Below are 18366 nucleotides of genomic sequence, written 5' to 3'. Positions count from 1 at the left end.
TTAAGTTTTAGAAACGGGCGTCTGCCCACCTTCAAGCGCGCCGCTGACATGCTCCGGCTCTTCCGGGGCAAGGGTGCCGTCGAGCAACAAACGCACCGGGCCTTTGACATGAATGTCGCGTTGCGGATACGGAAACGCCACACCGTGGTCTTGGAACAAGGCATGAATGCGCAAAAAGATTTCGCTTTTGATGTTCGAAACACCTTTTTCCGCATCTTGAATCCAAACCCGCAGTTCCAAGTTCAGTGCGTTGTCGCCATAGCCTTTGAGCAAGCACTTCGGGGCCGGGTCTTTCAAAACCCGGTCAAATTCAGACGCGGCGTCTTCGCACAACTTAATCGCCAAATGCACGTCGGATTCGTAAGAAATCCCAACGGGCAATCTTTGACGCACAAGGCGGTCCGAGTGCGACCAGTTTTCAACAGGGGTAGAAATCAAAACTTCGTTGGGAATCAGATGTTCAATACCGTCGCGCGTCACCACCGATACGTAGCGTGCACCAATGGCGTTGATCCAGCCGTACGTGCCGCTGATCGACACCACATCGCCCGGTTTGACGGAACGGTCCATCAACAAAATCACCCCCGACAGCAGGTTGCCCACGACCTTTTGCAGGCCAAAGCCGATGCCCAAACCCAATGCACCGGAAAACACCGCCAAAGCCGTCAAATCGATGCCGACCGAGTTGATCGCGATTAATATAGCAATGGCAATAAAGGCCACGCGCGCGAGTTTGCCGAACAGCACCTTTTGCGACGGAGAAAAATTTTGAATGCCTTTCAGCCGGGCCTCAACCCAACGCGACAGCCAATTGGCCGCCCACAGCAACACCACCAGGGCGACAATGCCCTTTGCCACCACCAAAAGCGACAAACGGAACTCTCCCAATTGAATGGCGAACTCGTCTATGAAAGCCAAAGTGGGATCCAACAGACCGACGATGTTCAACGCGGCAACCGACCAAACAGAAACCGCAACCGCGCGCGACCACCACGGGTCGGCGATGAAGTTCAACAGCAGGCGAATGGCAATCCAGGCGGTGAGCAAGCTTGAAACAATGTTGAGGATGCCGCCCGCCCAGCCCACAGAATAAATCAAGAAGCCAGCCGTCCCGGTCAACACCAACCACACCAGCGGCATCACCAAAGGCTTGGAGGTTTGCGTAACGGTCACACGGTACTTTCTCACCCAATCGGCGGCCAAAATTTTGTCCAAGGCCTCGTCCAAAGGTTTGGACAACAAGCGTGCCGCAAAGTACGTGGCGGCCAAAGCCGCAAACTGGACCAAGTTCGACAGCACCAATATCTCCGTTTGAACAAAGGCCAAAACCTGTTCAATCAGCTGATTTAGCTCTGCGGGGTCAATCAATCCGTCCACGGTGTTCTCTCATCAATCGGTTTTGCAACTTAGGCTACAGAGCGTAAGATGCCTTGGCTCTATTGTCCATCTTTGCGCTTCCCACCAGCCCCCCAATATGTGCTATCTAAGAACGGGGAGGGTTGAATAGTTAAGCAGAGTTTTTATGACCACAACCTTTCAACCTCAAAACACAGCATTTGCCACACCGCAAGACGCCCTCAAAGGCGGTCTGCGCGAAGCCGCAGGCGTGCCCATGTTTGTGATGTCGGCAAGTTTCTTAGGGTTCGGCTCCATGATCCGCGATGTGGAATGGAGTGTGTGGACCGGGGTCTTGTCCACCATCACCACCTGGGCCCTGCCCGGACAAATCGCCATGGCGGAAATGGCCTACAGTGGTGCACCGATGATCGCCATCGTCTTGGCCGTGTTCTTTATCAATGCACGTTTGTTGCCCTTAGTCGCGTCTTTGTTGCCGCACATGCGCAATGAAGGCACGCCTGTGTGGAAATATTACGCTGTCTCCATGCTCATCGCCGCGACAAGTTGGGTCGGCGTGATGCGCCGCTTGCCGGATTTGAAACAAGACCAGCGCTTGTCCTATCTGACGGGCTATGGGCTGACACTTTATATATCGTCGCCCATTGCGACCTTCGTCGGCTACCACTTGGCGGGCAGTGTGCCCCAGCCCGTGACGTACGCCTTGGTGTTTTTGAACCCGCTCTATTTTATGCTGCTGTTTTTGTTCGACATGCATAATGTCTCCAAGATTCTGTCCCTGGCCATTGGCGCGGCTTTGGGGCCGAGCTTGTATCTGGTGATGCCCAACTGGTCGCTGATTTTGACAGGGCTGTTAGGGGGCACAGTTGCTTGGGCCTTGGGCCGGACCGAGCCCGCGCAACGCCTTCAAAGAAAGCTCAAACGCGAGGCACCCAATTTGGAAGAAGAAGGGGGTGTGGAATGATTGAAAGCTCAGCCCTCATCGTCATCGCCTCTGCCGCCATAGCAACCTATGCATCGCGCGCCGTGGGCGCCATGGTGTCTGGTAAGATTACCGTTGATTCCCCGATCATCGATTGGATCACATGTGTCACCTATGCCCTGTTGGCAGGTTTGGTGGTGCGCATGATCTGGATGCCTATTGGCACATTGGGGAATACAGACGATTGGATGCGATTTAGCGCCGCCGGGGTGGGCTTAACCGTCTTCTTGCTTACCAAGCACAACGTTGGGCTCAGCGTACTCGCCGGCAGTTTAACGTTGATCGGCTTAACCAGTTATTTCGGCGTTTAGGTTTGTAAAACCCGGCCTGCCGGAAGTTTCACCGTGGCCGTCGTCCCAACCCCGACTTCACTGTCAATGGTGATGGAGCCGCCATGCGCTTCGACCAAACCTTTGGTCAAAGGAAGCCCCAACCCCGTGCCTTCGATTTTACGATCTTTGGACACTTGGGTGCGTTCAAACGGCTGCAAGATTTTGTTGATGTCTTCTTGGGGAATGCCAATGCCTTGGTCGGAAACTTCAAGGACCATGTCACCCCTATCGCTCAAAAAGACTTTGATGTTCACCTCTCCACCATCAGGAGAATACTTCACCGCGTTCGTCACCAAGTTGGTCACGATCTGGCGGATCTTCGTCGCATCGCCTTTCAAAACTGGCAAGTGATCAGAAACATCTGCCACCATGTTAACTTTGGCGTCGGTGTAGGACTGGCCCGTGGTTTCAATCACGTCTTCAACTACAGCAGACAGGCTGACCTGTTCTTCGCTGACGTCCAGGCGATCCGCTTCGATTTTGGACAAATCCAAAACCGTGCCGATCAGACCATGAAGGTATTGGCCGGATTTGTGGATGTCGTTCAGATATTCCCGCTGCTTGTCATCCAAATCCCCCGCCAAGCCGTTCATCATCAGTTCCGAAAACCCGATAACGGCGTTTAAGGGTGTGCGCAGCTCGTGGCTCAAGTTGGCAATGAAGCTGGATTTGGATTTTGTGGCAAATTCCGCCATTTCGCGGGCTTCACGCACATCGCGTTCGGAAATCGAACGCTGGCGGGCGTATTTGACAGCACGGAGCAAGACCTTGCGGTACGTTTCGTCCTTGATCAGGAAATCTTGCGCCCCGTGTTTCAGGGCCGACAGCCCAACCTGTTCGTCCGAGATCGACGTCAGCACCACAATCCCAGTGCCTTTTGCGACTTCAAAGACTGAATCCACGGTCGCAAGGCCTGAGGAATCCGGCAATGTCAGGTCCAACAAGATGAGGTCGAATTCATGGTTTTGCAGGTGTTCACGCGCCTGAGCAACCGTACCGGCCACGGTCAGTTGGTAGTCTTCCGTCGGGTCGTCATCCAACAGCGATGACACCATCAACACAGAAGTCCGGCTATCTTCGACCAGCAATATGTCCATTTGTCCCCCACGGACTCCCTTGGCGCTCACTCACACTAGCAGCTTCCCAAAGAACCTCAAGCAGACGATTTACCCACTTGTGTGACATTTTTAGGCTTTTTTAAATGTTCTCAGGGCATTTTTAGAAAAACATGAACAACTGTATACCTTGTTGGGATTCATGACTTCTGCTTTTGGGATAATCGGGTTTTGCCTTTCACTGCTGGCGTTGTTTATCGCCAGTGAAGTGCTGCGCCGTTCCACCGTGCGTCAAGCCACGCTGGAAGCGACGGTGATGAAGTTGAACGCACGTCTGCAAAAAATCGAAGGCAGCGTCTATCACACGGAAAAACTAGCCGCCGAAATGCGCCACCAGCGCCGCCGCCAGTCCGACACCATCACGGCACTTGCAAACAAGGGCGAAGGCGTGCCGCCGACGTCTGTGCGCTCCGCCAATCCGGCAGAAACGTTCACGCCGTCGACACATCAGGCCGAAAATGCCGTGATCCGGGCCAACCAGCGCGAAGCCGAACGCAAAGCTGCCGCCCAGAAAGGCCGAAAACGCCGCTCGGCCTAACCGCGTTTTTTCAACACCAGCGTCAACCAGCCATCGCGCACATAGCGCCGTTCCAAGACCAGGCCTTGGTTCATGTAGGGCGAAAGCACAAAGCGCTCATCGCGCTCAATCAAGCCCGACAGCACACCATAGCCACCGGGCGCCAGCGCCCGGCCAAAGTCCGGCGCAATGCCCGTTAAGGGACGCGCCAAGATGTTGGCAACGATCAAATCAAAGCGTTCATAATTCGCCACAGCCTTAAATCCTGGCCCCACCCGAAAATCGAGATCATCCGCAACACCATTCAACTTCGCGTTTTGATCCGCGACTTCAATGGCGACCGGATCGATGTCGGTGCCCAAGACCTTGAGCTTCCACATCTTCGCCATGGCGATGGCCAAAATGCCCGACCCCGTGCCGACGTCCAGCGGTTTGACAAAACGGTGTCGTTTGCCCAGGTCTTCCAATGCTTCCAAACACCCAGACGTGGTTGCATGCGTGCCCGTGCCGAACGCGGCACCTGGGTCAATACGTATGGGGATGCGCCCCGCCAAAGGGCGCTCATCCACGTGGCTGGCATAGATAAAGAACCGCCCGGCGTCGATGGGCGGGAAGTCTTTTAAGTTTTCCGCCACCCAATCGCGCGGCGCCAGTTCTTCGATGTCCGCCTCTGGCACGTCCACGCCGAAGCTGTCCGCCGCCGTCTTCAAAACGCCTGCAACATGGGCGGCGTCGGGTTGAACGGTGGTGAAGCCTTCCATGCGCTGCATGCCGCGGGGCTCGTCCACTGTCCACATGATGGATTCCACCAAGTCTTCGACCACGGGCTCAAACATGTCAACTTGGGCATCGGGCAAATCAAGCGCGATGCGCCACAGGGTCTGGTCTTCGCTCATGGTGTTCAAACTTTCTCGACAAAATTCGCCATGACTTTTTTCAGCCCGGCTTTTTCAAATTGGATGTCCAGCTTATCGCCGTCCAAACCTTGGATGCGGCCATAGCCGAATTTTTGGTGGAAGATGCGCTGGCCGATTTCAAGCCCGTCCGCCGACACGCGGGCGGGGGCAAAGACCAAGTCGTCGTCGAATGTGCGCGCCTGGGCGCGTTTCCAGCCGGCACCATAGCCTTGTTTTCCGCCATTGCCCCAATCGCTTTGCGACACGTCGCTAAAGCCCCGGCTGAGGCCTTGTTCACCGGCGCGCTCAATATGTTCGTCGGGCAGTTCTTCGACAAACCGGGACGGCAGGCTGGATTGCCATTGGCCGTATATACGGCGCGACCCAGCAAAGGTGATGGAGGCTTGTTTTTTCGCCCGCGTGATGCCCACGTAAGCCAATCGCCGCTCTTCTTCAAGGCCTTGCGTGCCCGATTCATCGAGGGATCTTTGGTGCGGGAACAAACCTTCTTCCCAACCGGGCAAAAACACCGTGTCGAACTCCAACCCCTTGGCCCCGTGCAGGGTCATCACTGTGATTTTGTCGTCGTTTTTCTTGTCGTCGTTTTCCATGACCAGAGAAACGTGCTCCAAAAAGCTGGTGAGGGTGTCGAACTCCGACAGGCCCACGACCAGTTCTTTTAAGTTGTCCACGCGTCCCGGCGCTTCGATGGATTTGTCCAGCTTCCACATTTCCAGATAGCCGGCCTCTTCCAACACGATGTCCATCAGCTCTGCCGGGGAGTGGTTCTGAGATTCCACCCGCCAGCGGTCAAAGTCGTTCATCAGCTCCGTGAAGGTCTTTTTCTGCTTCGGTTTGAACTCATCCGTTGTCAGCAATTCACGGATCGCCATGACCATAGAAATCCCACGCGCACGCGCATGCATGTGCACAATCTGCAGTGTCTTTTTACCCAACTTGCGTGAGGGCACATTTACAATACGCTGAAACGCCAAGTCGTCATCCAGCGATTGGATCACGCGCAAATACGCCACCGCGTCGCGGATTTCTTGGCGCTCATAAAACCGCAAACCACCGATCACTTGATAGGGTATAGCCAACGTAATCAGGCGTTCTTCGAATTCACGGGTTTGCGCCGAGGTCCTCACCAAAATCGCCATGGTGAATAAGCGCTCGCCGCGCGCGTGTTTGGCTTCGATCTCGTCACCGACCCAGCGGGCTTCTTCAGCAGAATCCCACACACCGTGGATGCGGACCTTTTCGCCTTCGTCCACGTCAGTCCAAAGGGTCTTGCCCAATCGTCCTTCGTTGTTGGAAATCAGGCCCGACGCCGCCGCCAAAATATGCGGGGTGGAACGGTAGTTCTGTTCCAGCCGCACCACTTGGGCACCGGGAAAGTCTTGTTCAAAACGCAAGATGTTGCCGACCTCGGCCCCACGCCAAGAATAGATCGACTGATCGTCATCACCGACACAACAGATGTTTTGATAGCCCTGCGCCAACAAACGCAGCCACAGATACTGTGCCACGTTGGTGTCTTGGTATTCGTCCACCAGGACGTAGCGAAAGCGGTCTTGATAATATTTCAAGGTTTCCGGCTGGCTTTGAAACAGGTGCACGCACAACATCAGCAGATCGCCGAAATCGGCGGCGTTGAGACGCTGAAGCTGGAGTTGGTAGTCCTCATACACCGTGTGGCCGTAGCCGTCCAAGGCTTCGGCAGCTTCGGACTCGGGCACCTTGTCCGGCATCAACGAACGGTCTTTCCAGCGCTGAATTACGGCAGAGAACGTGCGCGGCGGGAACCGTTTTGGATCGATTTCGCGCGCGTCTAAAATTTGTTTGAGCAAACGAACCTGATCGTCCGTGTCCAAAATCGTGAAGTTCGATTTCAGCCCCACGGCTTCTGCGTGGCGGCGCAAGATGCGTGCGGACAGGGCGTGGAACGTGCCGACCCACCAGCCTTCGACGGGTGTACCCAACATCGTGCCCACACGCTCTTGCATTTCGCGTGCAGCTTTGTTGGTAAACGTCACAGCCAGGATGTCGCCCGGGCGCGCTTTGTTTTGCAGCAAAATGTGACCCAGCCGGGTGGTCAACACGCGGGTTTTACCCGTGCCTGCGCCGGCCAAGACCAAAACAGGCCCGTCAGTGGCTTCCACGGCTTCGCGTTGGGTTTGATTGAGACCGCCCAAATAGCCGCCCGGCGCACTCGGTTCAGGCGCGGGGGGGACGTCTTCGGGGTCCATCAATTCGAAAGGATCGTTCATCCGCGATTTATAGCACGCTTGAACGGCTAAGAAAGCTAATCGTCGCGTTCTTCGGCACGGCTTTGCAGCAACGCCTTGTTATAAGCGGCCATCACGTGTTTTTCCTCGACCGCGCCGAGGAACTTGCGGTTGTCCAGATTATCGACCACGGCGATGTAATCTTCACCCGAATCCTTCATTTTCGTCAGCGCGTCTTCCAAGTGATCGCGACACCCCAACATGGGCGGCTTGCGCCGGGCCACATCGGCGGCGTTGACCAGTAAATCCATGGCCGGATCGAACGCCGTGTCGCTCAAATCGGCCAACGTGATGGTACCGATCAGCTTTTCATCACCATCAATGACAAACAGTTCGCCGCGTTTGCAGTCCTGCAGCATTTTGCGCAGCTGCGACAAAGGAACTTCGGGACGGACTTGCTCGTCAACCTCCTCCATCACATCGCAAACGTTATTGCCGCGCAACAGAGCCCGCTCATAGCCACCCCGCAAATCCAGGCCGCGCCGTTCCAGTTGAAGCGCAAAGAAGTTGGTTTTAGACAGCTGGCGGCTCACACCCGTCGCCACCACCACCGCCAACATCACGCCCATGGTGATTTCATAATCACCCGTCATTTCAAACACGATCAAAGTGGTCGAAATTGGCGCCCCCAACACCGCACCGGCCACCGCACCCATACCGATCAGGGTATAGCCGCCGGCGTCTAAGTGCAGGCCTGGAAAAATAAATTCGCTAAGTATGCCAAACGCGCCGCCCAGCATGGCGCCGATCACCAAGGACGGTGAGAACACGCCGCCGCCAAAGCCAAACCCCAAACACAGCGCAGTGGCGACGATCTTGCCGATCAACACCGCCAGTAACAAGCCTAAGCCGACCGTTCCGCCCAGGGCATCGTCCGTGATACCGTAACCCACGCCCAACAATTGAGGCAGCCAAAGCGCCATGAGGCCTAAACCTAAGCCCGCAAGGCCCGGACGCACCCAACTGGGCACGGGCAGGCGTTGAGATTGGTCTTGGGCGAAAAAAATGCTGCGCAAAAACAGGCTCGCGGTCAGACCTGCGAGAATCCCCAAGACGATAAAAGCCGGAAATTCCAAGTACGACGTGATTTCATGGGGCGGGATAATGAAGGCGGGATAATCGCCAAAATACGCCCGCGACAGCGCCGTGCCCGTCACAGACGCGATGACAACGGGGGCAAAGGCTTTTAAGGCATAGTGCCCAATAACCACTTCGTTGGCGAACAAAGCACCTGCGATGGGAGCGTTGAACGACCCGGCGACCGCGGCCGCCACGCCGCAACCCAACATGGTGCGCGCCAAGTTGCGGCTGAGGTGTAGTTGCTTGGACACCCAAGCCGCCAATGAGGCCCCTAAGTGCACCGCCGGACCCTCTCGCCCGACCGACGCACCTGCGCCAATGGACAACGCATTGACCAACCCGGCCCAAATCCCCGTGGTCAGCGACATCTTGCCGCCCCGCATGGCGCTGGCTTCGATCACATCCGCAACCCCGTGGGGACGCGCGCCCGGGAGTTTGTAACGAATAATCAAGCCCACGGCCAAGCCGCCTAAGGTGGGGACCAAGACCACCTGCCACCAAGGCAAGTTAGCCACGTAATCATAAAGCCGTTCGTCCGGCGCACCGTAAAACAGGTTTTGAAAAAATAAGATGCCTTCGCGAAAGACAATCACCAAGCCACCGCCGACCAGCCCCACAATCACCGACAAAAAGCCCAAAATCAGCTGATCGTTTTTCAAAAAACGACGCGCTGATGACAGCAAGCGGGATGGGGAAAAGGTGGAACGCGTCATGAAAAAGGCCCAAAGCACAAAATCGACTGCCCACTGTTACACAAACAGGTGAACAATAGATTGATTTTAAAAGATGATCGCAGAGATTTCCACGTCACATCTTCTTTTTGGGGCCGCTTGTTTTAACTAAAGCTCAGCTCGCCGTCTTTAAGCTCGTTCTGGCTGACGACCTGATTGCGGCCATTGGCTTTGGCTTTATATAGCCCTTGATCCGCGCGCTTAATGATGTCGGGGATCGGCTCGCCAAACTCAAACTCGGCGGCACCGATGGACACGGTGATTTTACCCAAATCCTGATCCGTCGCACGGTTGACCAGTTTTTTGGTCGAAATCATTTGGCGGAGATTTTCCGCCACGTGCACAGCACCGTCCAAATCGGTGTCGGGCAGAATAACGGCAAACTCTTCACCGCCGTAACGCGCCGGGATATCCCCGCCCTTCACACCTTTGTTTAAGGTGTTGGCCATCAACTTCAGCACCTCGTCACCCGTCTGGTGGCCCCACGTGTCGTTGAACTTCTTAAAGTGATCAATGTCCAACAAAAGCAAGCAAAGCTTCTTGCCCGCTTCCATGGCGTCGCGGGCTTGACGGCGCAGTTCCATATCGAACAGCTTACGATTGGAGATGCCCGTCAAAGCATCGGTCAGGGCCTCGCGGCGCATGTCTTCCAAGTCACCACGCAACTGGCCGACCTCTTCGGTGGATTCGGCCAATTGGCTTTCGAGGTTTTGGTTGATTTCTTCCATCTTGCGGGTGTCGTTGATGACCTTAGTCACCGCCGCTTTCAGGGATTCCACACCGTTGGCACCCAAAATATCATTTTCGGCAGAGGCCAGAGATTCGCCAACTTCCGAAGCCCCTTTTCCCGCATCGCCGACGTAATTGATGATGCGCTCCAGCTCTTTTTCGATCCGTTCCGTGGTCTCATGCAAAGTCTGATCTTGAGCTTCAGTGCTGAAGAACTTTTCATACAAGTCCGCGTTCACAGCTTCGCCAAAATCTTGATTGTTGTCGATCAAGATGGAGATCATCCGCGACAAATCCGGTTCCCGGTCCGAGGCATGTGTGTACCAGACTAAGAAGTTGTGTGGTGAGGCGGGAACGTTGCGTTCCACCATCATCTCCAACGCTTGTCTTGCGTATTGCAGCGCTTGCTCAAATGAATCGTGCACGTTTGCACTGTCCCCAATGACACGCTCCTGGCACATGTGAACACAAGGTGGAGCTTTGATTTTTCAGAACTATCACTTTGGGATGATACCGTGTTCTCCCAAAAGGCCAAGTGGAAACGACGTCGATCGAGAGAAAAGTCGGGGAAAAACACGCTCTCGGCCGTCTCGCCCCTTCCAAGACGGGGCCAGAGCGTGTAAAAGCATGGCCGAGCGCGCTGTTGCGCTGCGAAATTGACCTGGGGAAAATGAGCGACCGTCATGAACGCTCCGCTGGACACCACGCAACCCTTTGAAATTGCTGTCGTCGTGCCTGTTCACAACGAAAGTGAAAACATCCGCCCGCTGATTGAAGAAATCAGCGCCGCGCTGGATGCCATGTACGGTGAAAAACCGGCAAATTATGAAATCGTCTATGTCAACGACGGCTCCAAAGACGATACCGCCGATAAGCTCGACGAAATGGCGAAGGAACAGCCGCGTCTGAGCGTCTATCGCCACGCGGTCGCCTGCGGCCAAAGTGCGGCCGTTGCCACCGGCGTCAAAAAGGCCCGCGCGACCTTCATCGCCACCTTGGACGGCGACGGCCAAAACGACCCAGCCGACATTCCCGCCCTATTCGCCAAACTCAAAGACGCCCAAGACCCCAATTTTTTGCTGGTTGCGGGCTGGCGTGCAAAACGCAAAGACACGGAATGGAAACGCTTCCAATCCAAGCTCGCCAACGCCGTGCGTCAAAAGCTGTTGGGCGACAACACACCCGATACGGGGTGCGGCCTGAAGGTCATGACCCGCGAAGCGTTTTTGGACATGCCGCGCTTTGATCACATGCACCGCTACTTGCCCGCGCTGATGATCCGGCGTGGCGGCGATGTGGTGTCTGTCGAGGTCAACCACCGCCACCGCGAGCGCGGCATTTCGAAATACGGCATGTGGGACCGCCTGTCGGTCGCCATCCGCGACTTGATCGGTGTGATGTGGCTGATTGCCCGGGGCTCCAAACCCGAAGTCAGTGACGTCCGTCAGGCTTCCAAAGACTGAGGCCGCCGCTCTAGATGTCCCAACACATGAACCCCAGCTCTATTTTGCGCGGCGTTGCCATTATGGCGACGTTGGCTTTGGCGCTCTATGTGTTCGAAGCTGCCGACTTGGGCAATGTTTTGACCAACGACTGGGTCGATTCGCACATCAAGGGCCAAGGGATCGGCGGGGAACTGCTGTTTTTGGGCTTGGCCGCTTTGGCGACCGGGTTCGGACTGCCGCGCCAAGTGGTCAGCGGCTTGGCCGGATATGCCTTTGGTTTCTTGCTGGGCACCAGCTTGGCCTTGTTGGGCACAGTCGTCGGCTGCATCGGAGCGTTTTATTACGCCCGCCTGCTGGCCCGTGCGCCCTTGCAAAAGAAGTTTTCCAAACGGGTCAAACGTTTGGACGATTTTTTGCACGACCACACATTTTCCATGACCCTGTTGATCCGCATGTTGCCTGTGGGTTCAAACATCGCCACGAACTTAGCCGCAGGCGTGTCGAGCATTCGCGGCGTGCCGTTTTTTGGCGGTTCCACCCTGGGATATCTCCCCCAGACATTGATCTTCGCCCTTTTGGGCAGCGGCGTGTCCGTGGACCCGGCGTTGCGCATTACATTAAGTGTCGTTTTGTTCGTAGCGTCAGCGCTCTTGGGCGTGTATCTTTACCGCCGTTTCCGCCATGGCAAGTCGTTGAGCCGTAAAATCGACGCCGAGCTAGGTGCGGACGAAGACGAAGCAAAATCCTAAGCCTGAAGAACCGAACTTAAGGGTCCGCCTTGAAACTCCATACATCTACTCCCTCTGATGCTTGGCTCACCACGCTGATTTGGTGCGCCCTGGTTTCTGTCGCCGTTATTTTGCGGCCGCTCCTGCCCATTGATGAAACCCGCTACGTCACAGTCGCGTGGGAAATGTATCTCAGTGGCGATTATTGGGTTCCCACCAAAAACGGTGAAATCTACAGCCACAAGCCGCCGTTCTTTTTCTGGCTGATGAATTTGGGCTGGAAAATTTTTGGCGTTTCGGAAAACTGGGCCCGCCTGGTCGCCCCGCTATTCGGCCTCGCCAGCGTTCTGTCCACGGTGAAATTGGCTGGCGCTCTTTGGCCCGATGTCTTAGGCAACGTGCGACGCGCGCGCGGTTGGGCTGCGGCTTTAATCGTGATGACGGGACTGTATTGGACCGTCTTTGCCTCCATGACCATGTTCGACACCATGGTCACCTTCGCCGCCGTTTTGGCCGTTTTGGGCTATGTCATGGCGTGGCAAGGTCTGGCTGCGGGACGAGGCTACTGGAAAGGCATTTTGATCGCAGGCGTTGGCCTGGGCATTGGCGGCTTAGCCAAGGGTCCGGCTATTTTGGTGCACACGCTGCCCTTGGCATTGCTGGCCCCACTGTGGGGGCCGATGCTGTCCTACAAAGCAACCGGCCCGGCCTGGGGCAAATGGTACGGCGGTGTGTTCATTTCTATCTTTATCGGCGCCGGCATCACGTTGGCCTGGGCGATCCCGGCGGCCATCATCGGCGGGGAAGAATACCGCGACGCTATCTTCATCAAACAAAGTGCGGACCGCATGGTGAAGTCGTTTGCCCACCAACGCCCGGTGTATTGGTTCCTTTGGATTTTACCCTTGATGCTGTTGCCCTGGACCTTGTGGCCGCGTTTGTGGAAAGCCTTGGGCTTTCGCAAAGCCTGGAACAACCGAACCGGGCTTCGCAGCGCATGGAATGACGGCAGTGCACGCGTGCTGTTGATTTGGGCCGGGGCGTCGTTTGTGATTTTTTCCGCCATCAGCGGCAAACAGCCCCACTACCTGTTGCCGATCTTCCCGGCTTTGGCGTTGCTTGCGGCTTATTTGCTGATCCGTGTGGAGCCTGCAGCCCCCACACCCAACCGCCACCGCGTCCCGGTCTTGTTTTTGGCGGGGCTGGCGTTTGTCTTAATGGCCGCCTTGCTGAGTTACGACTGGATTGAACCGTATCTCTCCAAACCATTGCCCGTGTGGGTTGACGCGGCAGAGCCCCTGTGGCTGCTGGTGGGCTTCTTTTGCGCCATTGCCATTTCCAACATCGGCGTGCGCAACACGCTTCACGAAGTTCGCCTGATTGCCGTCGCCGTCACCGCGCTGATGGTTTCCTTGCATTTCACCGCCGCGCCCGCATTTGACATTGCGTTTAACCTACAACCCGCCGCCAAGCGCATCAAAGCTTGGCAGGATGAAGGCCGCCCGGTGCTCTATGTCGGCAAATACCACGGTGAATTTCAGTTCCTGGGGCGTTTGATTCAGCCGTTGGACAACTTCAACGAAATGCGCGATGTACCCGCGTGGTCCGCTGAACATCCCACAGGTGTCGTCCTAGCCACCCGCAGCCCCAAAGAAATCACCCAATATCCAGACCCGGTGCTGACCCTGCCCAAACGCGCCAAGATCTTGGTGGTGTGGGACGCTAAAGACTTCGTCCAACCCTAAACCACCTGAATTTTCGGGTTTTTTCGCCAAATTCATCGAATTTTTCAAAAAAAGCCGCTCCGCCTGTTGACAGAGTGGGGTGGGCACTCTTAAATCCCTGGCACTCGTTTGGGGAGAGTGCTAACAAACCAAAAATCACCCCCCAAACATTCGATTTCTCAAGAACTTCCTTTGGAGGAAATACAATATGAAGTTCCGTCCTCTTCACGATCGCGTGCTTGTCCGCCGCCTCGAAACCGAAGAAAAAACCGCTGGTGGCATCATCATCCCCGATACCGCTCAAGAAAAACCGTCTGAAGGTGTGATCGTTGCCGTTGGCTCCGGTATCCACAAAGAAGACGGCACTGTTGCTCCGCTCGAACTGAAAGAAGGCGACAACGTCTTGTTCGGCAAATGGGGCGGCACCGAAATCAAATTCGGTGGTGAAGATTTGCTCATTATGAAAGAGAGCGACATCTTGGGCGTCATCGAAACGACTGCCAAAGGCAAAAAGAAGAAGTAAGGCGCTGGGCCTTTGCCCGCCCCACTTCTCTTTCACCCGATTTATTGAGCCAATCCAAAGATAAGGAAATATTCCATGGCTGCTAAAGACGTAAAATTTGGTGCTGATGCCCGTGCCCGTATGCTGGCTGGCGTCGACACCTTGGCTAACGCCGTAAAAGTCACCCTGGGCCCCAAAGGCCGCAACGTTGTTTTGGACAAAGCTTTTGGCGCACCGCGCATCACGAAAGACGGTGTCTCTGTTGCTAAAGAAATCGACTTGGCTGACAAGTTCGAAAACATGGGCGCACAGATGGTCAAAGAAGTCGCTTCGCGCACCAACGACGAAGCTGGCGACGGCACCACGACCGCTACCGTTCTGGCCCAAGCCATCGTTCGCGAAGGCTGCAAAGCTGTTGCTGCCGGCATGAACCCGATGGATCTCAAACGCGGCATCGATCTCGCTGTCGACGTTGTCATCAAAGACGTCGACAAACGTTCCAAGAAAGTCAAAACCTCTGCTGAAGTTGCACAGGTTGGCACCATCTCCGCCAACGGCGAAGCTGAAATTGGCGATATGATCGCTCAAGCCATGGAACGCGTCGGCAACGAAGGTGTCATCACCGTTGAAGAAGCCAAAGGCTTGGACACGGAACTCAGCGTTGTTGAAGGCATGCAGTTCGACCGTGGTTACACGTCTCCGTACTTCGTGACCAACGCCGAAAAAATGACCTGCGAAATGGAAAACCCGTTCATCCTGATCCACGAAAGCAAGCTGACCTCTTTGCAAGCTATGCTGCCGGTTTTGGAAGCCGTGGTTCAATCCTCTCGCCCGTTGTTGATCATCGCTGAAGACATCGAAGGCGAAGCGCTGGCAACGTTGGTTGTCAACAAACTGCGTGGCGGTTTGAAAGTGGCTGCTGTCAAAGCTCCGGGCTTCGGCGAGCGCCGCAAAGCCATGATGGAAGACATCGCCATCTTGACCAACGGCCAAGTGGTTTCCGAAGACTTAGGGATTAAGCTCGAAAACGTCACTTTGGACATGCTGGGCACGTGTAAACGCGTCAACATCACCAAAGAAGAAACCACCATCGTTGACGGTGCTGGCACCAAAAAAGGCATCCAAGCGCGTTGCAACCAAATCCGCGCACAAGCCGAAGAAACCACCTCCGACTACGACAAAGAAAAACTGCAAGAACGTCTGGCCAAATTGGCTGGCGGCGTTGCCGTGATCCACGTCGGCGGCGGTTCCGAAGTTGAAGTGAAAGAACGCAAAGACCGCGTTGACGATGCACTGCACGCAACCCGCGCAGCTGTCGAAGAAGGCATCGTCCCGGGTGGCGGCACCGCACTGTTGTACGGTGGCAAAGCTCTGGCGAAACTCGAAGGCGACAACTCCGACCAAAACGTCGGCATCGACATCGTGCGTCGTGCGGTTCAAGCTCCGGTTCGTCAAATCGCTGAAAATGCCGGTGCCGATGGCGCTGTCATCGCAGGCAAGCTGATGGAATCCAAAGACACAGCTCACGGCTACAACGCTCAGTCCGGCACCTTCGAAAACCTCATCAAAGCTGGCATCATCGATCCGGCCAAGGTTGTTCGCGTTGCTCTGACGGACGCTGCATCCGTGGCGGGTCTGCTGATCACCACCGAAGCTATGGTCACCGAACTGCCGGAAAAAGACGGCGGCGCGGCTCCGGCTGGCGGCATGCCGGGCGGCGACATGGGTGGTATGGGCGGCATGGGCGGCATGGGCTTCTAAGCCAGCCAACCAACGCTCGAGCCCCCACATTACTTGGGCTCGAAACAAAAGCCCCGCATCAATTGGTGCGGGGCTTTTTGTGTGCTGTGTACGCAAATCCTGTAAACTGTCGTCAAGCACAGGAGATTCGCACCCCCATGGTCAACCGCGCGGAAAAACGACGTCAAAAGAAGCTCGCTCAGAAACAAGCGAAACAGCACGGCAAAGCTTCGTCCCCACAAAACCAGACCGTGACTGTTGACCAAGCCCTACAGCTTGCGCTTGAGCATCATCAAGCCGGACGTTTGCAAGACGCCGAAAGCATCTACCGCCAAATTCTTCAAGCCCAGCCCAATCATCACCAAGCTCTGAATTTTTTAGGCATGATTGCCCATGCGACGGGGAATTATGACGCAGCGCTCGACCTCATTGGCAAGGCCTTAGGCGTCAAACCCGACGACGCCCATGCGCATTGCAACAAAGGCATCGTGCTCAATTCTCTGGGGCGCAAAGAAGAAGCGTGTACCTGTTTCGAAACATCCCTCAAGTTTGCTCCTCATGAAATTGAAGTCGCTTTTAACCTCGGCACAGTGCTGAAAGATTTAAAGCGTGATGAGGAAGCCTGCGTCGTTTTTCAAGATGTTCTGAAAAAGAACCCGCGTCACGTCCCGGCCATGAACAATTTAGGCCTGTGCCTCATCGCCTTAAACAAACCCGGCGAAGCCCTCCAGTGGTTTGACAAAATTCTTGGGATTTCTCCCGACTTTCACAATGCCTATTTCAACAAAGGCCTCGCCCACTGGCACAACGACGATCTCGAAATCGCAGAAGCATTGATGAAAAACGCGTTGAAGATGGGCCTTGACCCGTCTGGTGCCAACGCAACCCTCGGACAGGTTTGCCAAACCGATGGACGCATTGACGAAGCTGTAAGCTATCTGCGCGAAGCCATCCGCTTGAAGCCGGATTATGGCAAAGCCCATATGAACTTGGCACGGCTCATCAAAGTCACATCCGCAAACGAGGATGTCCGCGCCATGAAAGCCGCCTACGACGGGCCAATTGCTGATCTCGACGATAAAATCGCCCTCTCTTTTGCCTTAGGCAAAGTCCATGAGGATCTCGGTGAATATGAACGCTCTTTTCAATTCTATACCGAAGGCAATGCTCTGAAGCGGGGCACATTCCACCTGGATTTTGAACATCAATTCGATGATCTCAATGCCATCCAAAAGACCTTCACGCCAAAGTTCCATGAGACCTTTTCCAACACCGGCAGCACGGACCCAACGCCTGTCTTCATTGTGGGCATGCCCCGCTCAGGCACAACTTTGGTCGAGCAAATTATATCCGCCCACCCAAGCGTCTTCGGTGCAGGCGAACTCTATGCCTTAGAAGAGGTCGTCCGAAGCCACTTCGGTTCTTTTCATGATGTCTCTGAAGGTTTTTCTGCGGGCAAAATACACCCAGATAAACTGGCTCAGGCCGGGGCAGACTATATCGACAGGCTCCGCCAACACGATGAAGAGGCTTTGCACATCACAGATAAGATGCCCGCAAACTTTGCCAACATCGGCATGATTAAACTCATGCTGCCGAACGCCAAAGTGATCCACTGCCGTCGTGATCCTTACGACACGGGCCTATCTCTTTATAAAACCTTTTTCAGCAATACGGATGTCAGCTATTCCTACGACCTTGCGGAAATCGGCGCTTATTACAAGCTGTACACCCTCTGTATGCAGCACTGGCAAAATGTGTTGCCTGGCTTTGTTTACCACGTCGATTATGAGGATTTGATCGACAACCAAGACACCTGCTCGCGCGCTTTGGTTTCACATATTGGGTTGGACTGGGACGACGCCTGTCTTCAATTTTACAAAAGCAACCGCACCGTTAAAACCGCCAGCCTGTCCCAAGTGCGCCAGCCCATTTACAAAGACTCCGTGCAAAAATGGAAACGCTTCGAGCCCTGGCTGGCGCCTTTGGTTGAGGCGTTGGAAGACTAATTTCAAACCGTCGCTCCTGCGTAGGCAGGAAGATGGATTCCCGCTTTTTTCCAAAATTACATACATTTTTTCATTGACTTAGATCTAATCAAACGCCGTCACTCCTGCGCAGGCAGGAGCCTATGGGCGTCTCCGTTTAGAGTTTCTCTCGATCACTCCGGAGCAGTCGCCCATGGATTCCTGCCTGCGCAG

At 55.2% G+C, this 18366-nt stretch carries 15 protein-coding genes; 9 read left to right on the top strand and 6 right to left on the bottom strand.

The window, feature by feature from the left end; genetic code table 11:
- Nucleotides 1-1377, bottom strand: a complete 1377-nt coding sequence (locus V5T82_RS17390; protein ID WP_332896945.1) for a mechanosensitive ion channel family protein — start codon at nt 1375-1377, stop codon at nt 1-3.
- Nucleotides 1378-1522: 145 nt separating this feature from the next.
- Between V5T82_RS17390 and V5T82_RS17385 the strand changes: the two genes are divergently transcribed.
- On the top strand, nt 1523-2320 hold the full coding sequence (locus V5T82_RS17385) for an AzlC family ABC transporter permease (protein WP_332896944.1): 798 nt from the start codon (nt 1523-1525) through the stop codon (nt 2318-2320).
- A complete protein-coding gene (locus tag V5T82_RS17380) occupies nt 2317-2649 on the top strand; it encodes an AzlD domain-containing protein (protein ID WP_332896943.1) in 333 nt (110 codons plus the stop codon). The genes V5T82_RS17385 and V5T82_RS17380 overlap by 4 nt, the downstream gene beginning before the upstream one ends.
- Here the strand turns inward: V5T82_RS17380 and V5T82_RS17375 are convergent.
- Entirely contained in the window at nt 2646-3767 is a 1122-nt protein-coding gene (locus V5T82_RS17375) for a hybrid sensor histidine kinase/response regulator (protein ID WP_332896942.1), read from the bottom strand. The genes V5T82_RS17380 and V5T82_RS17375 overlap by 4 nt on opposite strands.
- Before the next feature lie 160 nt (nt 3768-3927).
- On the opposite strand from V5T82_RS17375, the gene V5T82_RS17370 reads away from it, so the two are divergent.
- Nucleotides 3928-4323, top strand: a complete 396-nt coding sequence (locus V5T82_RS17370; protein WP_332896941.1) for a hypothetical protein — start codon at nt 3928-3930, stop codon at nt 4321-4323.
- Here V5T82_RS17370 and V5T82_RS17365 read toward each other — a convergent pair.
- The 4 genes from V5T82_RS17365 to V5T82_RS17350 form a co-directional block, all read right to left on the bottom strand.
- Entirely contained in the window at nt 4320-5198 is an 879-nt protein-coding gene (locus V5T82_RS17365; RefSeq protein WP_332896940.1) for a 50S ribosomal protein L11 methyltransferase, read from the bottom strand. The genes V5T82_RS17370 and V5T82_RS17365 overlap by 4 nt on opposite strands.
- A gap of 5 nt (nt 5199-5203) precedes the next feature.
- The gene (locus tag V5T82_RS17360; protein WP_332896939.1) at nt 5204-7468 is read right to left on the bottom strand and encodes an ATP-dependent helicase; all 2265 of its coding nucleotides are present in this window, start codon (nt 7466-7468) and stop codon (nt 5204-5206) included.
- Between the two features lie 35 nt (nt 7469-7503).
- A complete protein-coding gene (locus V5T82_RS17355) occupies nt 7504-9279 on the bottom strand; it encodes a chloride channel protein (protein WP_332896938.1) in 1776 nt (591 codons plus the stop codon).
- 122 nt (nt 9280-9401) lie between these two features.
- Nucleotides 9402-10451 carry a GGDEF domain-containing protein gene (locus V5T82_RS17350; protein WP_332896937.1) on the bottom strand — a complete coding sequence of 350 codons (1050 nt, stop codon included), beginning with the start codon at nt 10449-10451 and terminating at the stop codon, nt 9402-9404.
- A 258-nt stretch (nt 10452-10709) separates the two neighbouring features.
- Here V5T82_RS17350 and V5T82_RS17345 point away from each other — a divergent pair, with 258 nt between their 5' ends.
- The 6 genes from V5T82_RS17345 (at nt 10710) to V5T82_RS17320 (ending at nt 18174) form a co-directional block, all read left to right on the top strand.
- Complete coding sequence (locus V5T82_RS17345; RefSeq protein ID WP_332896936.1) at nt 10710-11489, top strand: glycosyltransferase family 2 protein; 780 nt, start codon at nt 10710-10712, stop codon at nt 11487-11489.
- 14 nt (nt 11490-11503) lie between these two features.
- Nucleotides 11504-12220, top strand: coding sequence for a TVP38/TMEM64 family protein (locus V5T82_RS17340; RefSeq protein ID WP_332896935.1), 717 nt, complete (start codon nt 11504-11506; stop codon nt 12218-12220).
- 29 nt (nt 12221-12249) lie between these two features.
- Entirely contained in the window at nt 12250-13944 is a 1695-nt protein-coding gene (locus V5T82_RS17335; protein ID WP_332896934.1) for an ArnT family glycosyltransferase, read from the top strand.
- A 187-nt stretch (nt 13945-14131) separates the two neighbouring features.
- Nucleotides 14132-14446: a co-chaperone GroES gene (locus V5T82_RS17330; RefSeq protein ID WP_332896933.1), complete on the top strand. Its 315-nt coding sequence runs from the start codon at nt 14132-14134 to the stop codon at nt 14444-14446.
- A 75-nt stretch (nt 14447-14521) separates the two neighbouring features.
- A complete protein-coding gene (gene groL, locus V5T82_RS17325; protein ID WP_332896932.1) occupies nt 14522-16186 on the top strand; it encodes a chaperonin GroEL in 1665 nt (554 codons plus the stop codon).
- 137 nt (nt 16187-16323) lie between these two features.
- Entirely contained in the window at nt 16324-18174 is a 1851-nt protein-coding gene (locus V5T82_RS17320) for a sulfotransferase (protein WP_332896931.1), read from the top strand.
- Nucleotides 18175-18366 lie beyond the last annotated feature (192 nt).

This window comes from Magnetovibrio sp. PR-2 (assembly GCF_036689815.1).
Lineage (GTDB): Bacteria > Pseudomonadota > Alphaproteobacteria > Rhodospirillales > Magnetovibrionaceae > Magnetovibrio.
This window is presented reverse-complemented; position numbering and strand designations above follow the sequence as displayed.

Coding starts and splice junctions, on each gene's coding strand:
- V5T82_RS17385 (WP_332896944.1), top strand. CDS start 1,523: ATGACCACAACCTTTCAACCTCAAAACACAGCATTTGCCACACCGCAA.
- V5T82_RS17380 (WP_332896943.1), top strand. CDS start 2,317: ATGATTGAAAGCTCAGCCCTCATCGTCATCGCCTCTGCCGCCATAGCA.
- V5T82_RS17375 (WP_332896942.1), bottom strand. CDS start 3,767: ATGGACATATTGCTGGTCGAAGATAGCCGGACTTCTGTGTTGATGGTG.
- V5T82_RS17370 (WP_332896941.1), top strand. CDS start 3,928: ATGACTTCTGCTTTTGGGATAATCGGGTTTTGCCTTTCACTGCTGGCG.
- V5T82_RS17365 (WP_332896940.1), bottom strand. CDS start 5,198: ATGAGCGAAGACCAGACCCTGTGGCGCATCGCGCTTGATTTGCCCGAT.
- V5T82_RS17360 (WP_332896939.1), bottom strand. CDS start 7,468: ATGAACGATCCTTTCGAATTGATGGACCCCGAAGACGTCCCCCCCGCG.
- V5T82_RS17355 (WP_332896938.1), bottom strand. CDS start 9,279: ATGACGCGTTCCACCTTTTCCCCATCCCGCTTGCTGTCATCAGCGCGT.
- V5T82_RS17345 (WP_332896936.1), top strand. CDS start 10,710: ATGAACGCTCCGCTGGACACCACGCAACCCTTTGAAATTGCTGTCGTC.
- V5T82_RS17340 (WP_332896935.1), top strand. CDS start 11,504: ATGTCCCAACACATGAACCCCAGCTCTATTTTGCGCGGCGTTGCCATT.
- V5T82_RS17330 (WP_332896933.1), top strand. CDS start 14,132: ATGAAGTTCCGTCCTCTTCACGATCGCGTGCTTGTCCGCCGCCTCGAA.
- groL (WP_332896932.1), top strand. CDS start 14,522: ATGGCTGCTAAAGACGTAAAATTTGGTGCTGATGCCCGTGCCCGTATG.
- V5T82_RS17320 (WP_332896931.1), top strand. CDS start 16,324: ATGGTCAACCGCGCGGAAAAACGACGTCAAAAGAAGCTCGCTCAGAAA.